Origin of the sequence: Paenibacillus chitinolyticus, assembly GCF_045038035.1 — a bacterium.
Taxonomy (GTDB): Bacteria; Bacillota; Bacilli; order Paenibacillales; family NBRC-103111; genus Paenibacillus_F; species Paenibacillus_F chitinolyticus_A.
In genome coordinates this window covers 3748930-3763236 of the sequence record NZ_CP173427.1, presented here as the reverse complement: position 1 = coordinate 3763236, position 14307 = coordinate 3748930, and the positions used below count along the sequence as shown (strand labels likewise).

Sequence of the window (14307 nt, the reverse complement as noted above, 5' to 3'; positions counted from 1 at the left end):
GATGGCAAAACAAAAATCCGGCTCTATACAAGTGATCAAAGCTTCAAAAGGTTCCGGAGGAAGTTCAGGTTCTTCAAACGGAAATTCGGGGGCGTCTTCGACGGCGCTGGTTGTCGCCAATTCAAGTATTGTGCCGGTTAATGCGGTTCCTTCAAGCAATGCAGCTTCCAAAGGCAAATCCCCCATCGGTTCTTTTATGTCTAAATTGGATTTCGATATGATCGGAGACATCCTGCAAACTATCAAGCTCGTTGTCGAATTAAAGAACGAGCTGAAGAGTATGAACCAGGTTGCGATGCCGGCTAATCTGACCGAGCCCATTCGGCAGGATGTGGCGCAGACCGAGCAGGCGATCGGCGGCGCACAAAAAGCGCTTGAAGCCTTCAAAAAAGGCTTTAACGTCTTCGGGCAAGTGGCCGATGTCGTCGTGAACGTGGTCGGTAAAATCGATGAATACAAGTCGGCTTTAAACCAGGCCCAAGCCTCCACGGGCGCCGGAGAAGCGGAAATGGCCCAAATCAAAAGTTCCGCGACATCCTTGTACAAGCAAAACTTGGGCGAAGGCTGGGGCGACGTGGTCGGTACCTTGACCGAGGTTAAGCAGCTCACCGGGGAACAGGGGGCGGCGCTGGAGGAAACGACTCGCAACGCTATGATTTTCAGCGACGTGTTTAAAACCGACGTTAAAGACTCCGCCAAATCGGCAAAGTCGGTAATGAAGGAATTCGGTATTTCCGGCAAGGAAGCCTATAACTTGTTCGCCCAGGGCTCCCAGAAGGGGCTGGGAACGGATGAACTGCTGGAATCGGCCGACAAGTACGGTTCTTCCTTTAAAGAGATCGGTTTTTCCGCCAGCCAGATGTTTGATACGTTCGGTGCGGGCTTGAAATCAGGTTCTCTTGATTTGGGGGCTATCGGGGATTCAGTCAAAGCGTTCAGCGAGAAAACAAAAGAAGGCGGAGAAGAAAGCAGGAACGCTTTTGCGGCACTTGGCCTCAATGCGGGGCAAATGACCAAAACCTTTGCAGCAGGAGGGCCTGAAGCGCAAGCCGCTTTTAAACAGGTGGCTCAAGCACTCGGGAACGTACAGGACCCCATACTAAAAAGCAAACTCGGTGTTCAGTTGTTCGGGGAATCGTTCAAGGATCTCGGTGACGATGTATTGACGGCCATGGGCAGCACGCGCAGCGAATTCGATATGACCAAAGACACCATGAACGAGATGGCTTCGGTCAAATATAACACCATCGGCGATGCATTCAAGGGACTGGGAAGACAATTGACCGCCGATTTCCTGTTTCCCCTTGCGGATATGGCGATTCCGCTGCTGGAAAAGCTCAGCGAGGTCATCATGAAAGTCGGCCCTATCGTCAAAAACGTATTCGGAAGCATCGCTTCCACGGTGGGTCCTGCTATTACGGGTGTGGCCGACAATGTAGCTTATTTGTTCCAGAACGGTTTTGACGGGAAGATGATGGGTGTGGCATTCGATTACGCCAAGATGCTCGGACTCAGGGACAGTGATGCGGTGATGATTGTGCAGAGCATTGCCTCTGTTTTTGATAAGGTATCCGGCATGAAAGACTTGTTTATCGGCACATGGCAAAGTTTTATTCCGTATATTCAGAGTATTTTTCTATCGATCGGAAGCATTGTGCAGCAGATCTTGCCGGTTATCATGAAGGTCGGTGTCGTTTTTTACACCCTCTTTACTTCCGCAATGGCGGCTCTTTTACCCGTAGGAGCTTATTTAATGGGCAAGATATGGCCGATTATCTCTCAAATCTTCACATTCTTGAGCGTGCAGGTATTCCCTGTCCTGACTAAAGCCGTGTCGGATATGCTGCCGGCTATTTACGGGTTGGGCAACGCGATTATTCAGGCTTTCAGTACGTTGTTCACCATTATTAAGCCGGTGCTGGACAATATCTTCAGTGCCGTGCAATTCGTGTTCACAATGATCCAAGGCGGAGTCAGCACCGTAATGAACAGCTTCGGTTCCATCGTGGACAGCGTGATTCAAACCTTGACCGGAGCCACCGATTTTATCACGAATGTATTCTCGGGTAATTGGTCCGCCGCTTGGCAGGGACTTATGGACATGTTAAAAGGGATCTTCTCCACCATTGGGAATGTGGTCGCGGTTCCGATCAATGGCGTTATCGGTATGGTAAATGAAGTGATCAAAGCCATCAATAATATTAAGATCGAGATTCCGGAATGGTCTCCTTGGGCGGGAGGCAAGACATTCAGCGCTAATATTACTCCAATAACACCTATAGGCGGATTTGCAAAGGGCGGCGTGGTAAGCAGTCCGACAATCGCCTGGATCGGCGAAGGAGGAGACCGCGAGGTTATCATTCCGATCAACAATTCCGACCGCAGCCGAGGATTGTATGCGGCCGCCGGCCGGATGCTGGGCGTTTCCCCTGCAGTCAGCGCCTCGTCGGGGAATGGAGCCTTTGTTTTTAACCCGTCCTATAACTTCTACGGAAATGCCGACCAGGCCGCTGTTCAGCAGATGGAGCAGAGAACGAGACGGGATTTTGAAAGAGAATTCAACACCTACTTACGTCAAAAAGCGCGGGTGAGCTTTGTATGATTTACACCACGATTCAAGGAGATACCTGGGATGGGCTCTCTTATCAGTTTTACGGGAGCGAGCGGTTTATGCCGCTCCTCTTGAATTTTAACGAGAAACATGCGGAAATCGTCGTTTTTCCGGCCGGCATCACACTTGAAATTCCGCCTAAACCGGCCCAGTCGTCGGATACGCTCCCACCTTGGAAAAGGAGGGATCCCGTATGAAGGACGTATTGGACGCAAGAAGGGCGGAGCTGGTCGTCGAGTACAACGGGAAAGATATCACCCAATCCTTGGCGGATTCTCTTGTGGATTTTACGTATAACGATGCGGCGCCGGGATCGCTCGACGATATTCAGCTTTCGCTTGAAGACAGGCTGCAAAATTGGCAGGGTCCTTGGTCGCCCTCAGCCGGCGATACGATCAAGGCCGAAATCAGGACTTTTGGCTGGAATTACCCGGAGGAGGAACAACAGCTTCCCTGCGGGACGTTTGAAGTCGACTCCTTTGATTTCGGCGGTCCGCCGGACACCGTAAGCATCAAGGCGGTTTCACTGCCCGTCGATTCCGGCATCCGTCAGGAGAAGCGCACGAAGGCGTGGGAAAACGTCACCCTGCGCACGCTGGCAGGCGATGTGGCACGAGCTGCCGGACTGACACTGTTCTATTCGGCTGACGTCGATCCTTCCTATGAGAGGCTGGAACAGACCGATCAGTCTGATTTAGGCTTTTTGAACGAACAGGCCATGAAAGAAGGAATTGCGGTAAAAGTATCCGAAGGCCAGCTCGTCTTGTTCGATGAAGCGGAGTATGAGAAAAAGGATCCGGCGCTGACCCTCGTCCGCGGAGAAGACGCCGTTGCGAGTCACAAGTTCGGCTGGAGCACCGCTTATACCGCTTACCGGGCCTGCGAGGTCACCTATTCGGATTCCGCGAAAAACACGACTTATCAGGCGATGTACGTGCCTCCAGGCGCCCCGGCGGAAGGACCCGTTTTGAAAATCAACGAACAGGTTGATTCCGAGGCGGCGGCTATGCGTCTTGCGGCCAAAAGCTTGCGCGAGAAGAACAAAGAAGCCGGAAAAGCGAGCCTCTCCTTATCCGGGGATGTCCGCATGGCTTCCGGGGTCACCCTTCTTCTTCAGGGATGGAACCGGTTCGACGGCAAATACTTGATCGAGAGTGCCAGCCACAAAGTGGGCAGCGGCGGCTACACGACCGATATTGAAATCCGAAAAGTACTGGGGTGGTGAGATGGCTTCAGAATATCCTGTAGTCCGGGCCGGCATCGTATCCAGCGTCCAGGCTTCAGAGGGGACCGTGCGGGTCACTTTTCCGGACCGGAATCATTACGTTACGGCCGATCTGCCGGTCGTCTCACCCATGGGAGGATGGGCGCGCGGCAACAGCCTGCCGGCGGTCGGCGAGAATGTGCTTTGCGCCTTTTCGGGCAGCGGTCTTCAGGCGGGTTTCTGCCTGGGGACTTTTTTTACGGCCGGTAAAAGGCCTCCCGGTGTTCCGTCGCAGCGGGGCGTGTGGTTTGAAGACGGCAGCAGCGTCTATTACGATCGCCAGTCGGGTGTGCTCCATGTTAAACCTGGCGGCAGTGTGAAAATCGAAGGCGACCTGGTCGTGACCGGAACTTTAACGAGAGGCGGTGAGACGCTATGATCGGCACATTGGGCGATATCGTGTTTATTGCGACGGCCGACACGATACGGACTTTCGACGATTTTAAAAGAAGCAGCTCAAGCCGCTGGGCCAAACACGAAATTCTCGGCAAAAAAGCCAGAACGCAGTGGATCGGTCCGGGTTTGGACACGATCTCTTTTACGATGCGGTTCGACCTACGGTACGGGATTAACCCGCGCAAGGAGCTGGACAAGCTGGTAGAAACCGAGCGTTCCGGCAAAGCGATGTCTCTCACTATAGGCGGCAAGGGGCTGGGCGTTGCACTCTGGGTCATTACGTCTCTGGAGCAGTCTTGGGATAAAGTCGATAACCGGGGCAATATTTTGCTCGCGTCGGCTTCCGTTTCTTTGGAGGAATATGTATGAAAAAAGACTATACCGTTGATATGCGAGAACCCGGCGGGTTTTATTTCGGCCCCATGAGCGAAGCGGAAGAGGTCATCCAGAACTTGAGGACGATTCTGAGCCTGCCTGCCGGCTCGGCTCCTTTTTCCAGGAATATGGGGATTCCGTTCGGAGAACTTGACGAACCGATGCCCGTTGCGAAAGCCCGAATGGGCGGCAGCCTGATGACCGCGATTCTGGAACAGGAGCCGAGGGCTCTGGTGGAAGAGATCCGTTTTTACGAAGATGAAACGAGCGGGAGCGCAGGCAGGCTTATCCCTGTCGTCCGCTTTAGGTTGAGAGAGGGGTGATGGGTTTTGAACGAAGGCGCTTTTCAGTTTATACAGGAAGATGCGGCGGAAACGATTCAGGAAATTTTGGCCGTACATGAGGCGATTACGGGCCGTAAGCTGTTTCCGGCGGACCCCGAACGCCTTTTTTTGATGTCGCTGGCGAATATGATCGTGCATCAGCGCGTGCTGATCAACCAGACGGCGAGGCAAAATCTGCTGCGTTATGCGAGGGGAACTCTGCTCGATCATATGGGTGAAATGACCGAAACGAAGCGGCTTCAAGCGGCGCCTGCCGTTACGACTGTGGAGTTTAGGCTGTCCATGCCGCTCAATTCGGCTACGCTGATTCCGAAAGGGACACGGATCGGGCCCCAGGGCGGCGGCGGAGCCCTTTATTTCGTGACGACAGAAGTCGTCGAAATTGCTCCGGGACAGCTGAAGGCATCCGCATCCGCCCAATGCGCGGTGCCGGGAACGGCGGGCAACGGGTTTGAGCCGGGGATTTTGAACGTCCTCGTAGACCCGATTCCGTTTGTCGGCAGCGTGCGGAATACGACGGAATCTTCGGGAGGTTCCGAGACCGAGTCGGACGACGCGTACCGCGAACGGATCCGTACGGCTCCGGAATCGTTTTCGACGGCGGGGCCGGAAGGCGCGTACGAATACTGGGCGAAATCGGCGAACTCCGCCATCGTGGATGTGGGGGTTGAGTCTCCGTCCGAAGGCGAGATTGTCGTGCTGCCGCTTCTGCGTGGAGGCGAACTGCCGACGGCCGATATTCTGGATGCGGTAAAAGAGGCCGTCAACGACCGGCGGGTCAGGCCTTTGACCGATCATGTCACCGTACGGGCTCCGGAAACGGTGACTTACGACATCGACCTGACCTATTGGGTCAGCCGCAGCCGGGCCGCCGATTCGGCCGCGATTCAAGCGGCAGTCGCGGGAGCGGTCGAGGGGTACCGGCTCTGGCAGAAATCCAGGCTCGGCCGGGACATTAACCCTTCCGAGCTGATCGGGCGGGTGATGGCGGCGGGAGCGCTGCGCGTGAATGTCGCCAGCCCGGCGTACACGGAGCTTTCCGCCCTTAAGGTCGCTCAGGACGGCAAGGTGAACATCGTATACGGAGGACTTGCCGATGATTGAGCTCAAAAACGCAAGCCTGCTGGACATTTTGCCGCCGAATTTGAAGAGAGACGAGACCGTAAGGGCGGCGGCTCTCTCCTTGGACGGGCAGCTGCGGCAGCTTAGCGAAGACATCGGACGTTTGACGTACTACGACCGTCTGGACAAGCTGACCGAAGAAGAAGCGGACGAGCTGGCGTGGCAATTTCACGTCGATTTCTACGAGCCGGAGCTTCCTCTGGAGCAAAAGCGCGAGCTCGTCCGGAACGCTTTCCGCTGGCACAAACGCAAAGGGACGCCTTCCGCGGTGGAAGAGCTGGTCGCCGCGCTTTTCGGCGAAGGGAAGGTCGAGGAATGGTTTGAATACGGCGGTCAGCCTTTCCGTTTTCGGGTCATCACGAACAACCCGGAAGTGACGCAGGAAAGAGCGCGCGAATTTTACCGGGCGGTCGAGTCCGTTAAACGGCTCAGCGCCCGCCTCGAGCGTGTGATTTTATCCCAGACGGAAGAAATGCCTCTGTATGTCGGGGGCGTTTTTCATATGGGCGAAAAAATGACAATTAGGCAGGTGGGATAATGGGAGCCTTTGGCGGATTTGTATTGACGAATAAAGGGCGTAATTTGCAGGCAAAAGCCCAGACGGGCGTAACGCTGAACTATACCCGGATGGGAGTAGGGGACGGGCAGCTCGGCGGGCAGTCCATCCCGGCTTTGACGAAACTGATCGGCGAAAAGAAATCTTTGGCGATTTCCAAGCTGAAAATTCAGACGCAGGGTCGTGCGGTCATCGGAGCCGTTCTGTCCAACCAGGACGTGACAACCGGCTTTTATTTCCGGGAAATCGGCATCTATGCCCAGGACCCGGACGAGGGTGAAATTCTGTACTGTTACGGCAATGCCGGTGCCAATGCGGAATACATTCCGCCCGTTGGCGGGGCGGACATCATCGAAAAGTCCATTGACGCCATCGTGGTTGTAGGCAATGCGGCGAATGTGACGGCGGAGATCGATAAATCTTTGGTATTCGCCTCCCAGAATGATTTGGCCGAGTCGGAGAAGCGTTTGAAAGACTATGCGGAGTCTCATCTGGAGAGCGTACCTTCCAAGTCCTTTACTTTGGAGAACGGATTACAGGTCGTTAGCTCCGAGAGGACGTCCCGCTTCAAGCTGGAAAGTTTGAAGGGACGTACGCTTGTGAATTTGATGGGGAAATTGGGTGGCTTTGAATCCACGAGTGGCTGGACGTTGGCTGGCAACCACAGCATGGCTTTAAATGGGGATTGTACCACGGGAAAAAGCAGCATTGAAGTCACCTCGACCGGTCAAGGCGGTGTCGGAAACCATTTGCGAGCTGAAAATCTTCCTTTAACAAATGGACAAAGATATATAGTTATTGCAGATCTTAAGGCGGTGGGAGAGAAATCTCTATCCATCCATTCGGAATTATTTGGTTCACAAGGTAATATATTCCGAAGAATAATCAGTGACAGCTGGGCTACTTATACGTTTGCTCTGATTTCTTCCACTGCTGGTACTCAAAAAAATCTTTACTTCTGGGCTGATAATCCTGGGAAGTTTAGAATTGATTCCGTTCGTATATACGAGGCAACTAAAACCGAATATGATGCAGTCGTCAATAACACCATACTTCCAGATCAGATTGCGGCGAAATATCCGTATGTAGAAAGCATTCAACATACTACCAACCCGTATATCATTAAAACAGGAGAGAATTTGGCACCTTCGTCTAACGAATGGGAACGGGGAAATGCATCGGCTGCTGAAGTCATTTTTAAAGGCCCTTATACGGCAGATATTTCTCATAATCCCAATCAGAACATTTATGCCCGATTCTATGCTCCGGTAATGGAAGGACAAGCATACACTGTTTCAGCACAAACATCTCCTTCGAATGCTACTGCTTACTACTATTTTACGGATAGGGACAAAAATCGCTTAACCGGCGTTCTTAGAGGAAGTAACACTTCCCCTCTAAAAACAGCTTATATTGAAGTGGTGTTAAAAGCTGTTGATATCAATTTAAATCCGATTTCGGGAACGGTAACCTATTTCGATGTAATGGTGAATATCGGGACTTTCGTTAGTCAATTTAAACCGCGAGAAGATAATTATTTGTATTTTCCGGATGTCAAGCTAGCTTCAAATTCGGACGGAAGTATAAGCGACGAGATCATTCAGAGGGAAGGAAAGTATTGGAAAATTTCTCGTTACAGAGAGATAGTGCTAGATGGCGGTCGGTTCTGGAGCTTTAATATCGCTGCTCCAGGACTAAAAAGATTTATGGCTACAGGAAGTATTCCAAATTATGTTGATCACTGGAAAGCAGGATTAACGAAATTTGATGGTAGAGTTTTAAATGTCGGAAATCTTGTGGCGGGTCCAGACTGTTTTACATTTGAAGGAACTGATCAGCTATATATTACAGTCTCGAATGCAGATAGCGGCTGGGGGGACAACTACACGCCATCTCCAGATGAGATTAAGGCTTATTTCCACGGCTGGAGAATGTACTATTGGAATTCGTCGACCCAAAAAACGGAGCTTTATAACAACCAAGGTTCGAAAAGCTGGGAACCGATTTTAAATACAGAGGGAGGGGCTGAAACTTCTGTTTTACCCACAACCAAATGGAAGAATCACACATCTTATCGTCTAACCTATCAGCTGTCACAACCATGCGAAACGGAAATTATTCCAGAAGGTGCCATAACATTGCATGAAGGCCTCAACCAAATTGAAACGGGGACTGGAATGATTGTACGCGAGCGGGCAAATCCGCGAGGTGACGTTGGTTTTGGTTGGGTTTACCTTGCAGTTGATCCAGCAAAAATTCCGCGTGCCGAAGGTTCACAAACATCGACACGTGTTTCGAAAATTAAAAGTATCTATCGAAACAGAATTAAAGACGGTACGTGGAAAATAGATAATAATGAATCGGCGTATGGAAAACAACGGGCTTACGTTTGGTTTACTGACTACGACGCATCCTCTATTTTTGAAATCACCTACTTAGCGTTAGACCAACATGCTCTTACGGCCCCTGTCGGAAGCATGAAAGCAAATACAGCAGCTAATCTGAAGACGGCAGTTGATAGGACAACAACTGCTCAGTCTGATGTGGAAACGCGGGTTAGTATCCTGGAGCGAGACGCCATGTCAAAAAACGGTGGTAATATGGGCAAGACTCGATTCTTTGATGATGCGTCTATCGTGGACCTCATTGGTCGTACCCATTCGTATTTAACCATGTATCCTGAGGGAATCTATAAAGGGCGTAAAATGTATCTGGGCTTTCCAGCGGCCGGATCCAAAACCATTCAATTCGTTAATGAGTATCCTACCGGGGACATTCAATTCAATCCTGGAGCTGGAGGTAAACTAACGAAAGACGGTTTTCCAATCTGGGATGAATCGCGTTTAAGGATGAATAACGGAACATTGGAATACCTCGATGGATCAACTTGGAAGGCGGTGAGCGGGGGAATGGAGCAGTATAAACCGATTGTAAAAAGACAAACGATAGTGCTTACCGGTAATCAGACCTTAAATGCAATGCATCTTACCGGAAAATGCTATTTATCAAGGATTGCAGCGTTATCCGGTGGACTTGGAAGGTTAAGGGTATTTGTAGACGGTTCTTTATACTATGATTCAACATTAGTTATTAATTATGTGAACGGTATTTTTCAAAACAATGATGTTAGTTATAACTCCGATAGTAGCTTAGCCGTATATCAACCGACATTAAGGCCGTCTTCCGGGAATATTGGCTATAACAGCTCCAATTCCTCATATGGCAGGGTCAGCGACTTTCCGAATAGCAATGCGTTACAAGGATCTACAGCTATTATCTCTCAACCTATTTTTGCTAAATCTTCGATAGTCATTGAGTTGACAAATACCTCAACATCAAGCATAAACATGGATGTTGACTTTGCAGGAGGCGTTTTTCAATGAGGCAATATCGCATCGACGGCAGCATCGTCTACACTGTCGAACCATACGGCGAATCCTACTATGACTTGCTAACCCACCTCCGCCTATCCACCGACAAGCAGCCGGAGTCTGCACGAGATACCGTAACTCTAACAGTCGGCATATACGACTATCTTGGAGAGCCGGCATCGGAAAATGCAGACGTAGAGCTAACCATAAACGGCAAAAAGCAAACGCTCTCGGTTACCGGGGGCGTTTCTTCTGTTACGCTGTCCGGTGAGCCTTGTTACGAGGTAACGGCGGATGCTGAAGGCCGGCGAGGGGCTGCTCTAGTGATCGGCAGCAAGCCGGAGCCACCGAAACCTCCGACTCTGGAGGAATTGGCCCTTGAAAACGAAAAACTTCGAAAAGAAATCGCACGGCAGAACGCCGATTTTCAAGCCTATATCGAGTATTCGATAAACGAGCAGACCAGGCTGAAAGAGCAACAGGCAAAAATAAATGCGGATTTCCAAGATCTTATGGAATCTATAACGACTTAGACCTAGGGGGAGAGACCAATGATTACTCATGATTTCTTACGCAACACCTACTGCCGTAGTATTTACGTCTACGGTACCGATCGCTTTACGAAGCGGGATGGTTTTAAAGGCATTCGGGAGGAATACCGTGAACCGGTGCAGCGATATTTTGCGGCGACATACGGTGCGGAGCTGCTGGAGGAAGCCTTGGAAAACGGCTGGATCAATCGGCAGGAGTATGAGGAAACTCGGGCTATGATCCAGGCAGTTGTTCCGACTCGAGAGGATTCCGCCCAAACCAATCCCGAACACCAAACCGGCAGGTAAACAGCCTGCCTATGACGGGAGGTGACGATAACGATGGCCATCGCCCCTGAAAACTTCGGCGAGCATCTCGCAAGGCTGAACATGGAAAGCCAGCAATTCCGTGCTGACATTGAAGAGCTGAAGAGATGCGAGCAAAAAAACGAAGCCGATATCCGGCAGCTGTATGCGGGCCAGGCCAGGACAGAGACCCTGGTCGGTCAGGTGCTGACGAGATTCGACGGTTTTGAAACGAGAATGTTCAACGTGTTTCAGCAGATGACCAGAGACAACGCCGAACTGCTCCAGCAGGTAACGCGGGACGGCAGCTCTGAACGTCTGGAAGGACAGAAAGAACGGACGAGCGCACAGCTGGCCTGGATGAGCTTCTCAAAGTATGTGATTGCGGTAACGATTGCGGCCGTGATCGCGTATTTGTTCAGCTTCATCCCGTTCTGATTGCCCGCACAACGCTCTCGGCTTAACGGCTGAGGGCTTTTTCTATTTTATAAGGAGGTCATGACCGATGAAAAAACCTGTAATCGTCCTGGATCCCGGACACGGGATGAACGACCCGGGCGCAATCGGCAGCGGACTAATGGAAAAAGAACTCACGCTGAAAATCGCGTCCCGGATCGCGAACAAACTTCAAGGGTTGGCGGATGTCCGCATGACACGTACGGATGATACGGCTTTCGATACGGATAAGTCCGCCGATCTGAAAGCAAGATGCGCGTTCGCCAACCGGCTCCAAGCCGATTATTTCGTTTCCGTCCACATCAACGCGGGGGGAGGCACGGGGTTTGAATCCCACGTGTACAGCGGGACAGCCGCAAGTTCCCGGACGGAAACCCTCCGCTCCGTGGTTCACGCCAAGGTGGCGGCGGCTTTTGCCAAATACGGGCTGCAGGACCGCGGCCGGAAGTCCGGTGATCTTGCGGTGCTTCGTCAGACCGTCATGCCGGCGGTTTTGCTCGAATACGGGTTTATCGACCGGGCAGCGGATGCCTCGCTTTTGAAAAACGAGGCGTTTTTGGATCAACTGGCCGCATCGACGGCGGAAGGTCTGGCCGAGGCTTTTTCGCTGGGACCTTTATCCGTGTCTCCGGATAAATCTCGGCCACAGGCGCAGCCCGATTCTTCCAGAACGCTGGAAGCGGCAATCGCCAAGCTTCACGAACACGGAGTGATCGATTCACCCGCATACTGGAACAACGTAATGATCACAGGAAAGACGCCGGACACCGAGTATACGGCCCTGCTTATCCGGCGGATGGCCGATAAACTGCGAGGCTGATCGGTCACGAGCAGTGAACCGGAGCAAACTTTCGGCATCCCTTCCGCCTTTTCCGCATATTCCACACGTTGAAATGCCTTCACATAAGGGGGCTAACCCATGGACCCGAAATACGGCGCACGGTGCCCGGTATCACATGACGGTGGACCCCCGATCGGTTTTATCATCCGCGGGGAGTTTTCGGCGGACATGGTGTGACGGTTTTGATAGGTTCAACTACGCTCTTAAAGGAGGAATTCACCTATGGCACAGCAGCTGACGGATTTGCTGACACCGGTCATTCTGGCGCTCGCCACGGCCTTGGCAGGTGTCTTGACCGTACTGATTCACGCGGCTAAAACATCCCTAATCGCCTGGATTCAAGCCCGCACGAATGCCGCCCAGCAGGAAATCATCATGAAAGTGGCATCGGAAGCGATGGCTTTTGCGGAAACGCAGGGCCTGCTCTTAAAAGGGCAGGAGAAAATGAACGCGGCCATCGCATATGCCGCCAACGAACTTCAAACAAGAGGACTGAACGTAACGCCGGACAAGCTTCTCGCGGCTATTCAGAAAGCCTGGATGGAGTACAACCCCGCTCAAAATAAGGCGGATAAAGCAATGGACATGAAAGAATTCGACACGGCGCCGGCTTCATATAATAAAGCAGGAAGCGTTTGATGATACCGATACCCCTTTCAACCGAATCCGGTTGGGAGGGCTTTTTTTGTTTTTTGGATGTTTTGCAGGATATTTTGAGAATAAGTCGGGTTAGTTAAAGATCAAAAAACGAGGGATGGAAGGGATAGAAAGCTGAGAGGAGTCTAGATGATAGGGGAAAAATGGTTTTGTGCACATAAAATACGAACTTACGTTCCTATTTAGAAGCATTTTGTGGTATAATAAATGTACATCTCATACGGATCTCTACCATCATCTTGGAGGTGACAACTTATCGCACCCGTGAAAGTAGACCTGAAATCATTGGCGGTCATACTTGGCATCGAGCTGAAAACCTTGATTAAGGTCGCTACTTATTCTGGCGCAGCGTGCGGACAAAAGCGATTATGTTCTTCGTCTCCGACTTTGAAAGCTCCCGACCGTCAAGTTCCAGACTGAAATGGTTCAGCAATTCTTCATCCGACAGTTCGATTTTGTCGACAAACTCCTTCTCGTTACGATGCGGGTCGGAGTTTTTGGATTGGCCGCGGGTTTCTTTTCTTTCCGTTTCGTCAGGGGAACTCTCGTAGGATGGAAGATCCGAAAGACCGAGCAAATAATCCGTCGTGACCTGTAAAACTTCGGCAATCCGGGCGACCATATCCGCAGACGGATTTTTAATGCTGCCGTTCAGTAAAGTGCTCATCGTGGAATGCGGAATTCCGGCCCTCTGAGCGAGTTTGTACTGGGTAAGTCCCTGCTCTTTCATTAATCCTTTTATAGTATCGACAAGTGTCATGAGATTCACCCTCTATCTATTCCAGAATACTGTAATAGTAGTTAAAAAACTAAGAATAGTCAAGAAAACAAGAGCTTTTTAAAGAGAACGCATGTTCGCATTACATAATCAAACTATTACCATATTATGAAATAACGTTATATTGTAATATACTTAAGATAAGAAAAAGAAAGCCCCAACGACAATCCTTGAGGCTTGCCGCAAGAGGAGATTTATTCAATGAAGGAGGGCTTACCGCCTATGAAAACGAGTATCGAGATGCCGGAACTTGACCGGAAAAAGACGAAAACAGCCGTTGAGGGAGCGCTGCTCAAATACCGGATGTATAAAACGATTACCTTCGAAGAAAGAACGGCGACGATTACTTCGAGCTATACGGAAAAATTTCACGGGCCGACGAACGTCACAAGCGATCAGACCGCGAGCATAGCGATTTATAACGTGGAAGAGCCGGAACGCCGGCGCCGCTACTGCGAAAGAATCGAGATGGCGGTAAGCCGTCTTCACCCGAAAGAAAGGCTGCTGATCGAAGAACGGTACATGAAGGACGACTATGTGAAAGATTACGCCGTGTACAATCATAGCTTCGATCCGCCGATCAGTGCGGTAACCTATTCGTCTATCCGCTGGAAAGCTTTTTATAAATTAGCGCTTATGCTCTCACTCGGGGTGCCGGGGCCGGCCGGGCAGCAGCGGGAAGGGGCTACGGGCTAGACGC

At 51.1% G+C, this 14307-nt stretch carries 16 protein-coding genes; 15 read left to right on the top strand and 1 reads right to left on the bottom strand.

Annotation, left to right across the window (positions count from 1 at the left end; genetic code table 11):
- Position 1 precedes the first annotated feature (1 nt).
- The 14 genes from ACI48J_RS16720 (at position 2) to ACI48J_RS16655 (ending at position 12811) form a co-directional block, all read left to right on the top strand.
- Complete coding sequence (locus tag ACI48J_RS16720) at positions 2–2602, top strand: hypothetical protein (RefSeq protein ID WP_405079362.1); 2601 nt, start codon at positions 2–4, stop codon at positions 2600–2602.
- A complete protein-coding gene (locus tag ACI48J_RS16715; protein ID WP_405079360.1) occupies positions 2599–2808 on the top strand; it encodes a tail protein X in 210 nt (69 codons plus the stop codon). The genes ACI48J_RS16720 and ACI48J_RS16715 overlap by 4 nt, the downstream gene beginning before the upstream one ends.
- A complete protein-coding gene (locus tag ACI48J_RS16710; RefSeq protein ID WP_405079359.1) occupies positions 2805–3836 on the top strand; it encodes a phage late control D family protein in 1032 nt (343 codons plus the stop codon). The genes ACI48J_RS16715 and ACI48J_RS16710 overlap by 4 nt, the downstream gene beginning before the upstream one ends.
- A gap of 1 nt (position 3837) precedes the next feature.
- Positions 3838–4254, top strand: coding sequence for a phage baseplate assembly protein V (locus ACI48J_RS16705; protein WP_405079358.1), 417 nt, complete (start codon positions 3838–3840; stop codon positions 4252–4254).
- A complete protein-coding gene (locus ACI48J_RS16700; protein ID WP_405079356.1) occupies positions 4251–4640 on the top strand; it encodes a phage tail protein in 390 nt (129 codons plus the stop codon). The genes ACI48J_RS16705 and ACI48J_RS16700 overlap by 4 nt, the downstream gene beginning before the upstream one ends.
- Positions 4637–4969 (top strand): lysozyme, encoded by a 333-nt coding sequence (locus ACI48J_RS16695; protein WP_405079355.1) that lies wholly within the window; start codon positions 4637–4639, stop codon positions 4967–4969. Before ACI48J_RS16700 ends, ACI48J_RS16695 begins: the two co-directional genes overlap by 4 nt.
- A 6-nt stretch (positions 4970–4975) precedes the next feature.
- Complete coding sequence (locus tag ACI48J_RS16690) at positions 4976–6094, top strand: baseplate J/gp47 family protein (RefSeq protein WP_405079353.1); 1119 nt, start codon at positions 4976–4978, stop codon at positions 6092–6094.
- Positions 6087–6650: a phage tail protein I gene (locus tag ACI48J_RS16685; protein WP_405079352.1), complete on the top strand. Its 564-nt coding sequence runs from the start codon at positions 6087–6089 to the stop codon at positions 6648–6650. Before ACI48J_RS16690 ends, ACI48J_RS16685 begins: the two co-directional genes overlap by 8 nt.
- The gene (locus tag ACI48J_RS16680; RefSeq protein ID WP_405079350.1) at positions 6650–10051 is read left to right on the top strand and encodes a phage tail protein; all 3402 of its coding nucleotides are present in this window, start codon (positions 6650–6652) and stop codon (positions 10049–10051) included. The genes ACI48J_RS16685 and ACI48J_RS16680 overlap by 1 nt, the downstream gene beginning before the upstream one ends.
- Positions 10048–10572, top strand: coding sequence for a hypothetical protein (locus ACI48J_RS16675; protein ID WP_405079349.1), 525 nt, complete (start codon positions 10048–10050; stop codon positions 10570–10572). Before ACI48J_RS16680 ends, ACI48J_RS16675 begins: the two co-directional genes overlap by 4 nt.
- 18 nt (positions 10573–10590) lie before the next feature.
- Positions 10591–10878 (top strand): hypothetical protein, encoded by a 288-nt coding sequence (locus ACI48J_RS16670; protein WP_405079348.1) that lies wholly within the window; start codon positions 10591–10593, stop codon positions 10876–10878.
- 33 nt (positions 10879–10911) lie between these two features.
- Entirely contained in the window at positions 10912–11313 is a 402-nt protein-coding gene (locus ACI48J_RS16665) for a hypothetical protein (protein WP_326055742.1), read from the top strand.
- Positions 11314–11380: 67 nt separating this feature from the next.
- A complete protein-coding gene (locus ACI48J_RS16660; RefSeq protein WP_405079346.1) occupies positions 11381–12151 on the top strand; it encodes an N-acetylmuramoyl-L-alanine amidase in 771 nt (256 codons plus the stop codon).
- Between the two features lie 243 nt (positions 12152–12394).
- The gene (locus tag ACI48J_RS16655; RefSeq protein ID WP_405079345.1) at positions 12395–12811 is read left to right on the top strand and encodes a phage holin, LLH family; all 417 of its coding nucleotides are present in this window, start codon (positions 12395–12397) and stop codon (positions 12809–12811) included.
- A 349-nt stretch (positions 12812–13160) separates the two neighbouring features.
- On the opposite strand, the gene ACI48J_RS16650 is transcribed toward ACI48J_RS16655, so the two are convergent.
- Positions 13161–13589: a helix-turn-helix transcriptional regulator gene (locus ACI48J_RS16650; RefSeq protein WP_326055737.1), complete on the bottom strand. Its 429-nt coding sequence runs from the start codon at positions 13587–13589 to the stop codon at positions 13161–13163.
- Between the two features lie 240 nt (positions 13590–13829).
- Here ACI48J_RS16650 and ACI48J_RS16645 point away from each other — a divergent pair, with 240 nt between their 5' ends.
- On the top strand, positions 13830–14303 hold the full coding sequence (locus ACI48J_RS16645; RefSeq protein ID WP_218229926.1) for an ArpU family phage packaging/lysis transcriptional regulator: 474 nt from the start codon (positions 13830–13832) through the stop codon (positions 14301–14303).
- Positions 14304–14307: the final 4 nt, after the last annotated feature.

Bases quoted from the DNA above. Each gene is read 5' to 3' on its own strand.
- ACI48J_RS16650 (WP_326055737.1), bottom strand. From the start codon at position 13,589: ATGACACTTGTCGATACTATAAAAGGATTAATGAAAGAGCAGGGACTT.
- ACI48J_RS16680 (WP_405079350.1), top strand. From the start codon at position 6,650: ATGGGAGCCTTTGGCGGATTTGTATTGACGAATAAAGGGCGTAATTTG.
- ACI48J_RS16660 (WP_405079346.1), top strand. From the start codon at position 11,381: ATGAAAAAACCTGTAATCGTCCTGGATCCCGGACACGGGATGAACGAC.
- ACI48J_RS16645 (WP_218229926.1), top strand. From the start codon at position 13,830: ATGAAAACGAGTATCGAGATGCCGGAACTTGACCGGAAAAAGACGAAA.
- ACI48J_RS16700 (WP_405079356.1), top strand. From the start codon at position 4,251: ATGATCGGCACATTGGGCGATATCGTGTTTATTGCGACGGCCGACACG.
- ACI48J_RS16710 (WP_405079359.1), top strand. From the start codon at position 2,805: ATGAAGGACGTATTGGACGCAAGAAGGGCGGAGCTGGTCGTCGAGTAC.
- ACI48J_RS16665 (WP_326055742.1), top strand. From the start codon at position 10,912: ATGGCCATCGCCCCTGAAAACTTCGGCGAGCATCTCGCAAGGCTGAAC.
- ACI48J_RS16685 (WP_405079352.1), top strand. From the start codon at position 6,087: ATGATTGAGCTCAAAAACGCAAGCCTGCTGGACATTTTGCCGCCGAAT.
- ACI48J_RS16720 (WP_405079362.1), top strand. From the start codon at position 2: ATGGCAAAACAAAAATCCGGCTCTATACAAGTGATCAAAGCTTCAAAA.
- ACI48J_RS16675 (WP_405079349.1), top strand. From the start codon at position 10,048: ATGAGGCAATATCGCATCGACGGCAGCATCGTCTACACTGTCGAACCA.
- ACI48J_RS16655 (WP_405079345.1), top strand. From the start codon at position 12,395: ATGGCACAGCAGCTGACGGATTTGCTGACACCGGTCATTCTGGCGCTC.
- ACI48J_RS16695 (WP_405079355.1), top strand. From the start codon at position 4,637: ATGAAAAAAGACTATACCGTTGATATGCGAGAACCCGGCGGGTTTTAT.
- ACI48J_RS16670 (WP_405079348.1), top strand. From the start codon at position 10,591: ATGATTACTCATGATTTCTTACGCAACACCTACTGCCGTAGTATTTAC.
- ACI48J_RS16705 (WP_405079358.1), top strand. From the start codon at position 3,838: ATGGCTTCAGAATATCCTGTAGTCCGGGCCGGCATCGTATCCAGCGTC.
- ACI48J_RS16715 (WP_405079360.1), top strand. From the start codon at position 2,599: ATGATTTACACCACGATTCAAGGAGATACCTGGGATGGGCTCTCTTAT.